The organism is Pseudoalteromonas sp. MMG006 (assembly GCF_018101025.1).
Taxonomy (GTDB): domain Bacteria; phylum Pseudomonadota; class Gammaproteobacteria; order Enterobacterales; family Alteromonadaceae; genus Pseudoalteromonas.
The window spans coordinates 85394-101268 of sequence record NZ_JAGJEJ010000010.1; the positions used below are offsets into that span (position 1 = coordinate 85394).

The window sequence follows — 15875 nt, forward strand, 5'->3', positions numbered from 1 at the left end:
TTGGGATCTATACTAGGTGCGCAATTTGGGATAGTTGTTTATTGAATAAATATTCAGCTCTTTTAGTATAAAAAATTGGATAAAGCATCATGAATTTGCATGAGTATCAGGCAAAACAACTTTTTGCCGAATATGGTTTACCAGTTTCTCAAGGTTTCGCTTGCGATACACCTGAAGAAGCTGCTGCAGCTGCTGAAAAAATCGGCGGAGATATGTGGGTTGTTAAAACCCAGGTTCACGCAGGTGGACGTGGTAAAGCTGGCGGTGTAAAGCTAGTTAAAACTATCGACGAAGTTAAAGCGTTTGCAGCTAACTGGTTAGGTAAAAACCTAGTTACTTACCAAACAGACGAAAATGGTCAGCCAGTAGCTAAAATTTTAGTTGAAAGCTGTACAGATATCGCAAACGAACTGTACCTAGGTGCAGTAGTTGACCGTGCTTCTCGCAAAGTTGTTTTCATGGCGTCTACTGAAGGCGGTGTTGAAATTGAGACTGTTGCTGAAGAAACACCAGAACTTATCCACAAAGCTGAGATCGATCCATTAGTAGGTCCTCAAGCTTACCAAGCACGTGAACTTGGTTTCAAATTGGGTCTTAATCCAACACAAATGAAACAGTTCGTTAAGATCTTCATGGGTCTTGGTAAAATGTTTAACGATTTCGATTTCGCACTTCTTGAAATCAACCCGTTAGTAATTACAGACGAAGGTAACCTTCACTGTCTTGACGGCAAAATCGGTATCGATGGTAATGCACTTTACCGTCAACCAAAAATCCGTGAGTTCCACGATCCATCTCAAGAAGATGCTCGTGAAGCACATGCAGCAAGCTTTGAGCTTAACTACGTAGCTTTAGATGGTAACGTAGGTTGTATGGTTAACGGTGCAGGCCTAGCGATGGGTACTATGGACATCGTAAACCTACACGGCGGCAAGCCAGCTAACTTCCTAGATGTTGGTGGCGGCGCGACTAAAGAACGTGTTTCTGAAGCATTCAAAATCATTCTTTCTGATGACAATGTTAAAGCTGTTTTAGTTAACATCTTTGGCGGTATCGTACGTTGTGACATGATCGCTGAAGGTATCATTGGCGCAGTTAAAGAAGTTGGCGTAAATGTACCTGTAGTTGTACGTTTAGAAGGTACTAATGCTGAATTAGGTCGTGAAGTTCTTAAGAGCTCTGACTTAGACATCATCGCTGCTGAATCATTAACAGATGCTGCTGAAAAAGTTGTTGCTGCTGCGGAGGGCAAATAATGTCTGTATTAATCAATAAAGATACAAAAGTTATCTGTCAGGGTTTCACTGGTGGCCAAGGTACTTTCCACTCAGAGCAAGCGCTTGAGTACGGTACACAAATGGTTGGTGGTGTTAGCCCAGGTAAAGGCGGTCAAACGCACCTTGGTCTTCCTGTATTCAACACAGTACGTGATGCAGTACAAGAAACTGGCGCAACTGCTTCAGTTATCTACGTACCAGCACCTTTCTGTAAAGATGCAATCTTAGAAGCAATCGATGCTGGCATCGAGCTTATTGTTTGTATCACTGAAGGTATCCCTACACTTGATATGGTTGACGTTAAAGTTAAACTAGATCAAACAGGTACTCGTATGATCGGTCCTAACTGTCCAGGTGTTATCACTCCTGGTGAGACTAAGATTGGTATCATGCCTGGTCACATCCACAAGCCTGGTAAAGTAGGTATTGTTTCTCGCTCTGGTACTTTAACGTACGAAGCGGTTAAGCAAACTACAGATGCTGGTTTTGGTCAGTCTACGTGTGTTGGTATTGGTGGTGATCCAATCCCAGGTACTAACTTTATCGACGTTCTAGAAATGTTCGAAAAAGATCCACAAACTGAAGCAATCGTAATGATTGGTGAAATTGGTGGTACTGCAGAAGAAGAAGCTGCAGAGTACATCAAAGCTAACGTAACTAAACCTGTTGTATCTTACATTGCTGGTGTTACTGCTCCAGAAGGTAAGCGCATGGGTCACGCTGGCGCAATCATCGCAGGCGGTAAAGGTACTGCTGATGAGAAATTTGCTGCACTAGAAGCTGCTGGCGTACAAACTGTACGTTCACTTGCTGATATCGGTAAAGCACTTAAAGAAAAAACAGGCTGGTAATCAGCTTGGTTTAATCTTTAAAAAGGCTCGCATTTGCGAGCCTTTTTGTTATTGACTAAAAATTAGTAAGGGTAACTAATATGCTGAAAAAACCGTATAGATAAATCTTGTCGCTCTTTATTTATAGATAGCTCAGAGGACATTGTATGTATTGTTTTTTCTACTTGATTCATAAAACGCCCATAGCCTATCTCATGCCTATCTTTATCTGTTGCAACAATTACAAAATGTAATGTTTCTACTAACTTATCACTTTGGTAAAAGCTTTTTAAATCCAATTGATTGTCTTGTGTATTAAAGCTTAATTTTTGTATTTCACAGTTGCTCTCATTTTTATCTATTTTACTATTACGAATTATAGGTAGTGCCCCATTGGCAACCATAGCGCCGTGACTCAATTTATTTGTAATACACGCTTTATTAAATGAATCTTCAAAATAATCATAAAATTTAGCATAGTCGTTATTATTTAAGAACGTTTGAAACTGGGTTTTAATAGCACGTGAAACGGTAATAGAAAACGTTACATAGGTCATTTCAGCGTGAGTATCTGGAATATTACATTGCCTAGACTGGTAGCGAGGGTAGAGGCTTCTTAATTTGTATCCATAACTTTCTTTATTACCTTTTTCTTTAGCAAATAAGTCGTATGTTAAATGTTGATGATCGCGTAATTTAAATTGAGGCTGGTTTAGAAATAACTGCTCTTGCAAATAATTTAGCACTTTAAGCACCTTATTATGAAAATGTGCCGAGTTTGCTCTTAAATCATCGCCGGTTGCTAAAAATAATAATCGTATTTTTTTACTTTTCTCGCCTTTAGCGTAATAGACCTTATGCGCTTCGTGATAGCGAGGGTTATAAAAAAACAGCATTTGCTTTTGTGTTTCTAATTGATAAGACTCATCATGAAAGCGTACTACGGGAAGTTTATCGTTAGCTAATAAATGTACATTGTGTAATTCATATTCATCACAACAAGCAAAAAGCTGGCGCGCTATGCGCTCATAACAGCAATCACTATTGCTAAAGTTTTTATAAAAATCTTCGTTAGGTATTAACTCTGCCAGTAAGTAATGGTTTGCACGAGCATTTGTAGGGATATATACGCGGTGTTGAGTAGAGGTAGCCATCTTAGAGTCCTTTTATTTCGTATTACGACAACTATAAATTTATTAGATGACTTAAATATTGCGTTAAAACAAATTTTATCTATAAACAACACTTAATCAGAATTAAAGTTAAGCAATTTCTAGAATAAACCCGCATCTAGTGCTGTATGTTAGTGTTTGTTTTTGTAATAATGCATTAGTTTTGTTATCACGAATATTCAGAGGATTGCACTCCTATGGCGGAAATTGAGAATCGCCCAAGTAACTTTATTAGAACCCGAATTGATGAAGATTTAGCAAGTGGAAAGCATGCAACAACGCATACCCGTTTTCCACCTGAACCAAATGGCTTTTTACACATTGGCCATGCAAAATCAATTTGTTTAAATTTTGGTATCGCAAAAGATTACGATGGGTTATGTAATCTACGTTTTGACGATACAAATCCAGAAAAAGAAGATATCAACTATGTTAACTCTATAAAAGAAGACGTTAAATGGTTAGGTTTTAACTGGAGTGGCGACATAAAGTATTCGTCTAATTACTTTGATACTTTATATGGTTATGCCGTAGAACTTATTGAAAAAGGCTTAGCATACGTTTGTTTTTTAACAGCAGATCAAGCACGTGAATACCGTGGTACGTTAAAAGAGCCTGGTAAAAATAGCCCGTACCGAGATACTTCAATTGAAGAAAACTTAGCACTATTTGAAAAGATGCGCGCAGGTGAATTCAAAGAAGGTGAGTGTGTTCTACGTGCTAAAATTGATATGGCCAGCTCATTTATGGTGCTACGCGATCCAATTATTTATCGTGTACGCTTTGCGCATCATCATCAAACGGGTGATAAGTGGTGCATTTATCCTATGTACGATTTTACTCATTGTATATCTGATGCTATTGAAGGCATTACACATTCGCTTTGCACGCTTGAATTTCAAGATAACCGCCGTCTATACGACTGGGTGCTTGATAATATCAGCCTTGAGTGTCACCCACAGCAAATTGAGTTTTCACGTTTAAACTTGGAATATACAATTATGTCTAAGCGTAAGCTAAACGACTTAGTTGTGAATAACTTTGTAGAAGGGTGGGACGACCCTCGTATGCCTACTATTGCCGGCTTACGTCGTCGCGGTTATACGCCAGGTTCTATTCGTGAGTTTTGTTTACGTATTGGTGTTACAAAACAAGAAAACATGGTTGAAATGGGCATGCTTGAAGCTTGTATTCGTGAAGATCTAAACGAAAATGCGCCTCGTGCAATGGCAGTATTAGACCCCGTTAAAGTGGTTATCGAAAATTACGATGCAGATACAGTTGAAACTTTGTCAGTGGCTAACCACCCTAATAAAGAAGAAATGGGTCGTCGTGACGTTCCGTTTACGCGTGAAATTTACATTGAACGTGAAGACTTTAAAGAGCAAGCAAATAATAAGTTTAAACGCTTAGTGCTTGATAAAGAGGTACGTTTACGCGGTGCTTATGTTATTAAAGCAGAGCGTGTAGAAAAAGATGATAATGGTGAAATAACCACTATTTACTGTACTTACGATAACGAAACCCTTGGTAAAAACCCAAGTGATGGTCGTAAAGTAAAAGGCGTTATTCATTGGGTTTCTGCTCCAGAGTCTATTACCGCTGAAGTACGTTTGTATGACCGTTTGTTTAATGTGCCAAATCCAGCTGCCGCTGATGAGTTTGAAACGACATTAAACCCTGAATCGTTAGTTGTTTTACCAAATGCTAAACTTGAGCCTTCACTTGCTAAATCACAAGCAGAGCAGGGCTTTCAATTTGAGCGAACAGGTTATTTTTCTCGCGATTCAAAATCAGAAAACGTTGTATTCAACCAAACTGTAGGCCTACGTGACTCGTGGTCTAAAACTCAGTAATTACTAATTGTTATGCCCAATAATAAATTGGGCATAATACTAATTTGTAATAATGCTTAATCATTTTAAGAGGTAAACCTTACATTAGCAGTGTTAAAAATTCTGTTTATTGAATGCATAAATGCAGGTGCAATTGCCTGTAAGAGCTATCAGCACGTTTACCACATTCTAAAAAGAAGCGAATTGGTATAATTTAGAAGATTTACATGAGTCACTATATTTAGATACAAAAAAACCTGCAATTAGCAGGTTTTTTTATTACTTTAAAAGCAGTATTAGCTGTTGGCATCGCTAAATGCTTTACACGCTGCTTTGTCGTTACACTCGCCGTATAAATATAAAGAGTGATTAGTAAGTGTAATACCATTTTCTTCAGCAATCTCAAGCTGACGGCGTTCAATCATGTCATCTTCAAACTCAACAACCTTGCCACATTTTAAACATACTAAATGGTCGTGATGAGTGCTTCCTGAAAGTTCAAATACTGATTTTCCACCTTCAAAGTGATGACGGCTTACAATACCTGCATCATCAAATTGGTTGAGTACACGGTAAACTGTCGCTAGGCCAATTTCTTCACCAAGGTCCAATAGAATTTTGTAAACATCTTCAGCGCTGATGTGTTGGTTATCTGGAGATTGTAAAATCTCTAAAATTTTAATACGCGGTAAAGTTACTTTTAAACCGGCTTTTTTAAGTTCCAAGTTGTGATCAGTCATTAAATCTGTCTCAATTTTATTTGGTTATACTAGACATCTTGCAAAGATGTACACGACACATTAGCAACAGTAAGAATAACGTGCCTAGGGGGTAAGTGCAAAGAACAATTGATGATAATTGTAATTTTAACTTAAAACGCTAACTGTTTGATAATTATTTAAACAGCTAGCGTAAGAGGGGAGAAATTAGTCAGCTAATTCGCTTAAACACATTTCTTCAAAGACTTGTGCAGACCATGCTTTAACACGTTCTTCAGTGAGTTCTGGTTGACGATCTTCGTCAATGCCTAAACCTACAAAGTGATTGTCATCAGCCATACCTTTTGATGCTTCAAAATCATAGCCTTCAGTTGGCCAGTGGCCTACAACAATAGCGCCACGTTCAGTAACAATGTCGTTAATCATACCCATTGCATCTAAAAAGTACTCTGCGTAATCTTCTTGGTCACCACAACCAAAAATAGCGACTAGCTTACCTTCAAAATCTACGTCTTCAAGCTCTGGGAAAAAATCATCCCAATCACATTGTGCTTCGCCGTAGTACCAAGTAGGGATACCGAATAAGATCAAATCAAATTCAGCAATCTCTTCTTTAGAGCTTTTTGCAATATCGTGAACAGCAACAAGCTTTTTACCCAATTCTTTTTGGATCATCTTTGCTACGTGTTCTGTGTTACCTGTATCACTTCCGAAAAAAATGCCAACACTTGCCATGGATTTACAACCTTTTATGTATCTATAGCCAATCTTTCTTGTAAAATCGTTTCGATCAACGCACTGCGGCTAATATTTTGTGCATCTGCCATATCACTAAGTGCTTGATATAACTGTGATGAAACTTTAAATTCAACACGCTTCAAACCACGTGCTTTATCTCTTTTTATTTGATTACGTTTATTAACCTTTAACTGCATATCCCTTGAAAGGGGATTGGTTTTAGGTCTGCCTGGACGTTTTTCGTATTCAAATAAATCGAGTGTTGTTCTATCTGTTTCTGACTTAGCCATGCTTAACCTACACCTGCGCCTTGCCAAAATACTTGAATAAGGCCTTTAGCAATAAAGCCAGAACACCCTAAAAAGAGCACACCCCAAACAATATATTGTCCAAACTTTGGAACATTACCACTTTTTAGTACGTCTTTAATTGCCATGCCGATGAATATGAATATACCGGCTAAGCCAAAATACAACCCTAGGGTATCAAATTCGTTAATTAACTGACTGACCATCAACGTATAACCTTTAAATTAAACGGCGCGTACTATAGCATATAAATCTGCAATAATTTAGTGCGCTGAATCAAAAACACGCGATAAAATCGCTTTAAACCGCAGTTAAAAAGTCACTTATTGCTTTATTTACAGCAAGTGGCTTTTGCGCATGCAACCAGTGACCGGCACCATGAATAATTTTTGCTTTGGTATTTTTAAACCTTGCCGTTATTGCACTACGATGCTCGGGCAAAATATAGTCAGAATCATTTCCTTTTATGAAAAGAGTATCACATAAACAAGAATCGTTTTCATTAACATTGGCTGTGATTGTTGAATATTTTTTGCTAAGTACTTCTAAATTAAATCGCCAAGTAAACTGGTCACTTTCATTTTTGGCCAAGCTTTTAAGTAAAAACTGACGAACGCCTGGTTCATCAATAAAAGGGATCATAATTGAATCAGCTTGTTTTCGGTCATTTACTTTTTCGTCAGCCACTGCGTTGAGTGCTTTTAGAATTTGTGTATGACGAGCTGGGTAGCTTACGGGGGCAATATCTAGCACCACAAGCTTATTAACACGTTCAGATTGTGTTAGTGCTAATTGCATTGCAACTTTACCGCCCATTGAGTGACCAATCACATGTGCTTTTTTTATATTTAAGCTATCCATTAGCTCTAAAACGTCCTGCGCCATAGCAGGGTAGTTCATTTCGTCACTATGGGGGGAGCGGCCATGGTTGCGTAAATCTACATTTATTACATTAAAATGCTCACTAAGCGGTTTTGCGATCACATTTAAGTTTTCTAGCGAACCAAAAAGGCCGTGAATTAAAATAACATCCGGGCCTTGCCCTTGTTGTTTGTAATTTAACTGCATACCAGTCTCCAAAAATTTTGCATAGTTTGACGAGCATTGCTGTAAAAAGCAAAAAAATGCAGCCACTATTTATTTCATTGGGCTATTGGGTTTTAAATCAACAACATTGGGTAAACTTTATTCTTTAATTATTGTTTACTGGTTATGTTTATGGGAGTGCTTGTTGTAACTCGCATTTCTAATTGGTTTGGGTATAATCACACGGGAGAAAAAAATGTGACCCGTAATGACAGGAAGAACATGAAACAAATCGACATAGACGACGAGTTATACCAATATATTGCCAGCAATACGCAAAGTATTGGTGAGAGTGCATCCACTATTTTACGTCGTTTATTAAACCTCAGCGGCGAAAAAATTCAAGCTGCTAACGTAGAACTTAATCAAAATAATCAAACTGCGATAACAACTAATACTTTATCAACTTCTGATCAAGTTGATGAGCCTAAAAAGGTAAAAGCGCCTGATGCTGTCACACCTGTGAAGCAAAAAAGCGCTAATGTTTTTAATATATTAAATAAAGAAGAGTTAGCAATGCAAAAGGGCGTTGTTGGTCGGTTTTTATTTATTTTGAGTGCGTTTTATAGAACGCATAAAACGGACTTTAGTGCTGTATTAGAAATTAAAGGCCGCGATAGAGTTTATTTTGCAACAAGCAAAGAAGACTTAATTAATAGTGGCAGTAGCATGAACCCTAAAAATATAACTGATAGTGAATACTGGGTAATGACTAACTCTAATACAACACGAAAAAAGATGATGCTTCACGAAGTTGCGCTTTGCCTAGGATACAGTGCAGAGCAAGCTGAAAAAATTCGCGATTACTTGTAAGGAAATATAATGGCTATTCACTCAGGCGCAGGAAACACTGCTCCACAATCAGTATTGGTTAATGTTCCTAAGTTAGTTTCTGCTTATTATTTAAATGAGCCAGACCTTGAGCAAAATCCAGAGCATTGTGTTGCTTTTGGTACATCAGGACACCGTGGTTGTTCGTACGATGTAAAATTTAACGAATCTCATATTTTAGCAATTACACAAGCTATATGTGATTATCGAAAGCAAAATGACATTTTTGGTCCACTATTTTTGGGCAAAGATACTCATGCCTTAAGTGAAGCTGCGTTTAACTCAGCAATCGAAGTATTGGTTGCAAATGAAGTGCAAGTAATTACTCAAGAAAATGGCGATTTTACGCCTACTCCAGTTATTAGCCACGCCATTGTTTGCCATAACAAAGTTAACCCAAATGAACTAGCCGATGGTATTGTTGTAACGCCTTCGCATAACCCTCCTGAAGATGGTGGCTTTAAATATAACCCACCGAATGGCGGCCCAGCTGATACCGATGTGACAAAGTGGATTGAAGACAGAGCCAATCAACTTTTGTTAGAAGATTTAGTAGAAGTTGAGTTATTCCCATTTGCAAAAGCATCTCGTTCTGGTTTTATTAAATATGAAGATTTAATGACGCCATACATTAATGATTTAGAAAATATCGTTAATTTAGAAGCGGTAAGTAAAGCTGGCATTAAAGTAGGTATAGATCCACTAGGTGGTTCTGGTATTAACTTTTGGCCAGTCATAGCGCAAAAATATAATTTAGATTTAACCGTAGTAAACGACAGTGTTGATCCGCGTTTTGCATTTATGCCACTTGATAAGGATGGCAAAATACGTATGGATTGCTCATCACCTTATTCTATGGCTAGCTTAATCAAGCTTAAAGATGATTTCGATATTTCAATTGGTAACGATCCAGATTACGACCGTCATGGCATTGTTACGCCAGATGGTTTAATGAACCCAAATCACTTTTTAGCTGTGGCGATTGATTACTTATTAAAACACCGAGATTGGGATGCAAGCGTAGAAATTGGTAAAACACTGGTTTCAAGCTCAATGATAGACAAAGTTGCTGCACGAAATGAGCGCAAAGTAAAAGAAGTGCCTGTAGGCTTTAAATGGTTTGTTGAGGGCTTAAACAAAGGCAAACTTGCTTTTGGCGGCGAAGAAAGTGCGGGTGCAGCATTTTTACGTTTTGATGGCACCGTGTGGTGTACAGATAAAGACGGCTTTATTATGGGGCTACTTGCAGCAGAAATTTTAGCTGTTACAGGTAAAACACCTTCATTGCTTTATAAAGAGCTTGAGCAGGAGTTTGGTTCGCCACTTTATAAACGCCTGGATGCACCAGCAAGCAGCGCTCAAAAATCGCGTTTAAAAGCACTTAGTGCTGATGATGTAAAAGCGGATACCTTAGCTGGAGAGCCTATTTTACAAAAGCTAACGCATGCTCCTGGTAACAACGCTGCCATTGGTGGTTTAAAAGTAGTAACTGAAAATGGTTGGTTTGCTGCACGTCCATCAGGGACTGAAGATATATATAAAATCTATCTTGAGTCTTTCAAAGGTGAAGAACATTTAGCGCTTCTAGAAAAAGAAGCTAAAAAGTTAGTTGACTCTGTGATCAGCTAACATCGCTTAAACTATTTAAAAACGGCTGATTTATTCAGCCGTTTTTGTTTGTACCTCTCACAATATTAAAAGGGCTTATCATGTTAGCCAAACCAAGTTACTTAAACGAATTAAAAGATACCGGTGATTTTTTAACACTGAGTCGTAATAATGAATGGCATTTAGAGTCAAGTGAATTTACTTTAGAAAACGGCACGCGCGTAACTGTTCATGATACGGGCGTTATTGAGTTTCAGCCAAGTATTACAACAACAAAAGATGTCGTGCTTTCAAGTGCAGTGCACGGTAACGAAACAGCGCCAATAGAAATTTGTGATGCGCTCATAAAGCAAATTATAAGTGGCGAGCTTAAGCTAGCTCAACGAGTGCTATTTATTTACGGTAACCCTAAGTCTATAAATATTGGTTTACGTTTTGTTGAAGAAAACCTAAATAGGTTATTTAACGGTCATCATACTGTAGAGGGTATAGCTATGAATGATGAACGTGTTCGTGCTGCAAAGCTTGAACACTACGTGAGTGATTTTTTTGAGCGTGGTGAGCACGGTAGTGCACGTAGTCATTATGATTTACATACTGCAATTCGTGGCTCAAAAAATGAGAAGTTTGCCGTCTATCCATACTTACATGGTAAACCATGGAAAAAATCACAATTACAGTTTTTATTAAGCTGTGGTGTAAATACCGTATTGATGATGAAATCTGAAGCTACAACGTTTAGTTATTATTCGTCGTTTGTTCACGGTGCTGACTCGTTTACTGTTGAATTGGGTCAAGTTAAACCTTTTGGTCAAAACGACATGACTCGATTTGAAAAAACCAAAAAAACACTAACTGCATTAATTAGTCAAAATAAAGTTGAATATCCTCAATTTAATGCAGGTGACTTTGAGCTGTTTGCAGTACATCGTACAATTAACAGAACACAAGATGAGTTTAGTTTTCCGTTTTCAGATGATGCAGAAAACTTTACTGGGTTTGCAAAGGGGGAGCTGCTTGCTACAGACGGCGATACGCCTTACTATGCCGACGTTGAGGGCGAAGCTATCATTTTCCCAAATGCACACGTTGCTTTAGGGCAGCGAGCATTACTTACTGTTATTCCTATGCAAATTGATAGTAATTTCGTCTAATAGAACTCATCAGACTACACCTACATTTAAGTTAACTATATGGTTGGTATTAATTTAATTAGCCGTATAGTTAACTTGCCAGTTTATTAATCAGTATTTGTTTTTGTTTCGTCACAGATTTGTTGAATAACACTTTACGTTAACGTAAAGTGTTGGCAGCTTTAATTAAAGACAGTGCAGATGCTGCAAAGTTTATTCGCAGCTATCACCCATAATAATAATTTACAGGGGCACTGTTTTACCGACAACAAAAGAAGGTAGGTTATGAGTAATCCAAATAACGTATCGCTGAATATTAACCATGAGCTTGAATTTATTGATGGCCAAGCACTTAATATTCCTACCCTTAGTATTTTAACTGAGGACGGCGACATCCATCCTAGTGCAACCGCACCTGATATTTCAAAACATACCGCTATTAAGTTATACGAAACCATGCGTTTTATACGCCTGCTTGATGAACGTATGCAAGGTGCACAGCGCCAAGGCCGAGTTAGCTTTTATATGCAATGCTTAGGCGAAGAGGCTGCTGTAACCGCATCTGCTGCAGCACTAGATCAAGATGATATGATAATGGCGCAATACCGTGAGCAAGCTGCACTGCACTATCGTGGCTTTACACTTGATCAGTTTATGAACCAAATGTTTTCAAACGAACTGGATTTAGGCAAAGGTCGCCAAATGCCGATTCATTATGGTTCTAAAGAATTGAATTACATGACTATCTCATCGCCATTAGGTACTCAAATTCCTCAAGCTACAGGTTATGCCTACGGACAAAAAGTAAAGCATATAGATGCAAAAACAGGTGAGCTTGCAAGTACTATTGATAACGTGACTATATGTTACTTTGGTGAGGGTGCGGCATCGGAAGGGGATTTTCATGCTGGTTTAAATATGGCTGCTGTACACAAAGCACCCGTTATATTTTTTGCCCGTAATAATGGTTACGCAATATCTACTCCGGCCGAAGAGCAATTTAAAGGTGATGGTATTGCATCTCGTGGTGTTGGCTACGGCATTAAAACGATTAGGGTGGATGGGGCTGATGCATTGGCTGTTTACGCTGCAACAAAAAAAGCGCGAGAAATTGCAACTACCCAAGGTGAGCCCGTTTTAATTGAATCTATAGCATATCGATTAGGTGCGCACTCTACATCTGACGATCCTAGTGGGTATCGCTCAAAAGATGAAGAGGCAAATAATCAAACGTGTCCAATCGATAAATTTAGAAAATGGCTTGTTAAGCAAGACTGGTTAAGCGAAGAGCAAGACGTAAAAGCAAAAGAGTCTATTCGCGAAGAAATTTTAGCAGCCCTTAAACGTGCAGAAATAGTACAAAAACCTGCATTAGAAGAGCTAATTTCTGATGTATACGATACGCCAATTCCTTCTCTTGTTCGTCAATATAACGAATTAAAAGAGCATATTAAAAAGCACCCAGATGCGTATCCGATCACAGCAGGGAGAATTAAGTAATGGCTAAAATGAACATGCTTCACGCAATAAACTCTGCGCTCGACATTACCATGAATGAACATCCTCAAGCCTGTATTTTTGGTGAAGATGTTGGTTACTTTGGTGGCGTATTTAGAGCAACCTCGGGCTTACAAGAGAAATACGGTAAACACCGTGTTTTTAATACACCTTTAACTGAGCAAGGTATTTTAGGTTTTGCTAATGGTTTAGCGGCATTTGGTGCACCTGCTTTAGCGGAGATACAATTTGCTGATTATATTTTTCCGGCATTTGACCAAATAGTTAATGAATCAGCAAAATTTAGATACCGCAGTGGTAACGAGTTCAACGTAGGGAATTTAACCATACGTACTCCTTATGGTGGCGGTATTGCCGGTGGGTTATATCATTCGCAGTCACCAGAGGCATATTTTGCACATACGCCTGGCTTAAAAATAGTGGTACCACGCAACCCTTATCAAGCAAAAGGTTTGTTACGTGCGTGTATCAAAGACGATAACCCTGTTTTATTCTTTGAACCAAAGCGTTTGTACCGTGCATCAATTGGTGAAGTACCTGAAGAAGATTACACTATTGAGCTCGGAAAAGCCGAAGTAGTACAAGAAGGGGCTGATATAACCGTACTTGCTTGGGGCGCGCAAATGGAGATTGTAGAAGAGGCTGCTAAACAAGCCAGTGAGCAAGGTATAAGCTGTGAAGTAATAGATCTTAGAAGTATATTACCATGGGATGTAAACACCATTGCTAAGTCGGTAACCAAAACGGGCCGGCTAGTTGTTAGCCATGAAGCGCCTATTACAAATGGCTTTGGCGCTGAAATAGCGGCAACTATTCAACATGAGTGCTTCCTATATTTAGAATCTCCTATTATGCGAGTGTGCGGCTTAGATACACCATATCCGCTTGCACTTGAAAAAGAATATGTACCGGATGCGTTAAAAGTACTGGCTGCAATTAAACAATCAATGGATTTTTAGGGGTTACCATGGCTAAAGATTTTATATTACCCGATATTGGTGAAGGCATTGTTGAATGCGAAGTTGTTGAATGGTTAGTCAAAGAGGGCGATAGCGTATCTGAAGATCAGCCTATTTGTGATGTAATGACAGATAAAGCATTAGTGCAAATTCCGGCTGTACATGATGGTGTAATTACTAAGCTTTATTATCAAAAAGGTGAAATTGCTAAAGTACATGCCCCATTATTTGCTATGGATGTAGCCGGTGACAGTGTAAATAATGAAGCCGTTCAAGAAGACGTTACAACTGAACTACAAGCAAACACTAGCTCAACTGATTTTTTAGAAGAGTTTATACTACCCGATATCGGCGAGGGTATTGTTGAGTGTGAAATTGTTGATTGGTTAGTTTCAGAAGGCGAGGAAATAGAAGAAGACCAAGCTGTTTGCGACGTAATGACGGATAAAGCATTAGTACAAATTCCGGCTAAATATACGGGGACTGTGCAAAAGCTTTATTATCAAAAAGGTGAAATTGCTAAAGTACACAGCCCGTTATTTCAAATGACAATTACAGGCAGTGCAGCTACGCCAAATGTTGATATAAACCAAGCGGTCGTAAAGGCGCAAACTAATGCTGTTGTTGAAAAAATAGCACCCGTTAAAACGCAGCAAACTGCTAGAGTTATCAACCAAAAAGCAGTGGCTTCACCTGCGGTTCGTCGTAAAGCACGCGAGCTTGATGTTGATTTAACGTGTGTACTAGGTAGTGGCAAAAATGGCCGTATTTATAAGCAAGACATAGAAGAGTTTGTAAAAGGTGAAGTGCCAAATACTATTGATACTTCACTTCTTAATAACAATGCCTCTCAAAGTACAGTACAAAATCAAACGCAAAATCAAAGTGGTGGTACACGCGCAGAGCCAATTAAAGGTATTAAAGCGGCGATGGCAAAGCAAATGATGGCTTCTGTGTCTACTATTCCGCATTTCACCTTTAGTGATGAAATTGACTTAACACACTTAATTGCACTCAGAAGTGCTTTAAAAGAGCAGTATAAAGCGCAAGGTATAAAGCTCACCATGATGCCATTTTTTGTAAAAGCACTGTCACTGGCTATGAAAGAGTTTCCAATACTTAACTCAAAAGTAAATGACGAATGTTCAGAGCTTACCTACTTTGATGATCATAATATTGGTATTGCAGTTGACTCTAAAATTGGTTTGTTAGTGCCTAATATCAAATCGTGTCAGAGTAAGAGCATTGTAGATGTAGCAAACGATTTAACTCGTATAACTCATTCAGCACGCGAAGGGCGCGTAGCACCGGATGACTTAAAAGGTGGCACAATTAGCATTTCGAATATTGGTGCAATTGGTGGCACTATTGCGACGCCTATTATTAATAAGCCAGAAGTCGCAATTGTTGCATTAGGTAAATTGCAGCATCTACCGCGTTTTGATGAAAGCGGGCAAGTTGTGAGTAAAGCAATTATGCAAGTAAGTTGGTCTGGCGATCATCGCGTTATTGATGGTGGAACAATTGCACGCTTTAATAACCTATGGAAATCATATCTAGAAAACCCATCGGCAATGATGATGGCTATGAGTTAATAATACAATTGTTTAAACCTAATAAAAAACCAGCAATTTGCTGGTTTTTTGTTTTAAAAAAATTGCTTTATATTAAGATTAATTTGTTGAAGAAGTTTAATCAACACTCAATGGATTGTGGTCTGATATAGGGATGTTTGAAATAATATTGACTTTTACTTAGTCAATTTATAAACCCCCTCATACTATCTTAATTTGAACTCTGTAATTTTGTTTTAATGTAGGTACGAATATCAAATCCACTTATAAAAAATAATAAGGATTAC

Annotated in this window: 15 protein-coding genes; 9 read left to right on the forward strand and 6 right to left on the reverse strand. The window is 38.3% G+C overall.

The window, feature by feature from the left end:
• The first annotated feature begins 89 nt into the window (after positions 1-89).
• Together sucC and sucD are read left to right on the forward strand one after the other, a co-directional pair.
• Positions 90-1256, forward strand: coding sequence for an ADP-forming succinate--CoA ligase subunit beta (gene sucC, locus J8L73_RS11435; protein WP_006794719.1), 1167 nt, complete (start codon positions 90-92; stop codon positions 1254-1256).
• Positions 1256-2128 (forward strand): succinate--CoA ligase subunit alpha, encoded by an 873-nt coding sequence (sucD, locus tag J8L73_RS11440; RefSeq protein WP_008127375.1) that lies wholly within the window; start codon positions 1256-1258, stop codon positions 2126-2128. Before sucC ends, sucD begins: the two co-directional genes overlap by 1 nt.
• 62 nt (positions 2129-2190) lie before the next feature.
• Here sucD and J8L73_RS11445 read toward each other — a convergent pair whose 3' ends face one another.
• Positions 2191-3261 carry a DUF3083 family protein gene (locus J8L73_RS11445; protein ID WP_211017156.1) on the reverse strand — a complete coding sequence of 357 codons (1071 nt, stop codon included), beginning with the start codon at positions 3259-3261 and terminating at the stop codon, positions 2191-2193.
• A 215-nt stretch (positions 3262-3476) separates the two neighbouring features.
• On the opposite strand from J8L73_RS11445, the gene glnS reads away from it, so the two are divergent.
• The gene (glnS, locus tag J8L73_RS11450; protein WP_211017158.1) at positions 3477-5135 is read left to right on the forward strand and encodes a glutamine--tRNA ligase; all 1659 of its coding nucleotides are present in this window, start codon (positions 3477-3479) and stop codon (positions 5133-5135) included.
• Between the two features lie 275 nt (positions 5136-5410).
• Here the strand turns inward: glnS and fur are convergent, their stop codons facing one another.
• From fur to J8L73_RS11475, 5 genes are all read right to left on the reverse strand, one after another.
• Positions 5411-5854 (reverse strand): ferric iron uptake transcriptional regulator, encoded by a 444-nt coding sequence (gene fur, locus J8L73_RS11455; protein WP_058550126.1) that lies wholly within the window; start codon positions 5852-5854, stop codon positions 5411-5413.
• Between the two features lie 186 nt (positions 5855-6040).
• Positions 6041-6568 carry a flavodoxin FldA gene (gene fldA / locus J8L73_RS11460; protein WP_211017160.1) on the reverse strand — a complete coding sequence of 176 codons (528 nt, stop codon included), beginning with the start codon at positions 6566-6568 and terminating at the stop codon, positions 6041-6043.
• A 14-nt stretch (positions 6569-6582) separates the two neighbouring features.
• Positions 6583-6861 carry a LexA regulated protein gene (gene ybfE, locus J8L73_RS11465; protein ID WP_002962928.1) on the reverse strand — a complete coding sequence of 93 codons (279 nt, stop codon included), beginning with the start codon at positions 6859-6861 and terminating at the stop codon, positions 6583-6585.
• Between the two features lie 2 nt (positions 6862-6863).
• Positions 6864-7085 (reverse strand): DUF2788 domain-containing protein, encoded by a 222-nt coding sequence (locus J8L73_RS11470; protein ID WP_002962930.1) that lies wholly within the window; start codon positions 7083-7085, stop codon positions 6864-6866.
• Positions 7086-7179: 94 nt separating this feature from the next.
• Positions 7180-7947 (reverse strand): alpha/beta fold hydrolase, encoded by a 768-nt coding sequence (locus J8L73_RS11475; protein ID WP_211017162.1) that lies wholly within the window; start codon positions 7945-7947, stop codon positions 7180-7182.
• 240 nt (positions 7948-8187) lie between these two features.
• Between J8L73_RS11475 and seqA the strand changes: the two genes are divergently transcribed.
• The 6 genes from seqA (at position 8188) to J8L73_RS11505 (ending at position 15609) form a co-directional block, all read left to right on the forward strand.
• Positions 8188-8778, forward strand: a complete 591-nt coding sequence (gene seqA, locus J8L73_RS11480) for a replication initiation negative regulator SeqA (protein ID WP_211017164.1) — start codon at positions 8188-8190, stop codon at positions 8776-8778.
• Positions 8779-8787: 9 nt separating this feature from the next.
• A complete protein-coding gene (pgm, locus tag J8L73_RS11485) occupies positions 8788-10425 on the forward strand; it encodes a phosphoglucomutase (alpha-D-glucose-1,6-bisphosphate-dependent) (RefSeq protein ID WP_211017166.1) in 1638 nt (545 codons plus the stop codon).
• Between the two features lie 80 nt (positions 10426-10505).
• A complete protein-coding gene (gene astE, locus J8L73_RS11490) occupies positions 10506-11558 on the forward strand; it encodes a succinylglutamate desuccinylase (RefSeq protein ID WP_211017168.1) in 1053 nt (350 codons plus the stop codon).
• A gap of 264 nt (positions 11559-11822) precedes the next feature.
• Positions 11823-13037 carry a thiamine pyrophosphate-dependent dehydrogenase E1 component subunit alpha gene (locus J8L73_RS11495; protein WP_211017170.1) on the forward strand — a complete coding sequence of 405 codons (1215 nt, stop codon included), beginning with the start codon at positions 11823-11825 and terminating at the stop codon, positions 13035-13037.
• Complete coding sequence (locus J8L73_RS11500; RefSeq protein WP_211017172.1) at positions 13037-14014, forward strand: transketolase C-terminal domain-containing protein; 978 nt, start codon at positions 13037-13039, stop codon at positions 14012-14014. The genes J8L73_RS11495 and J8L73_RS11500 overlap by 1 nt, the downstream gene beginning before the upstream one ends.
• 8 nt (positions 14015-14022) lie before the next feature.
• Complete coding sequence (locus tag J8L73_RS11505) at positions 14023-15609, forward strand: dihydrolipoyllysine-residue acetyltransferase (protein WP_211017174.1); 1587 nt, start codon at positions 14023-14025, stop codon at positions 15607-15609.
• Positions 15610-15875 lie beyond the last annotated feature (266 nt).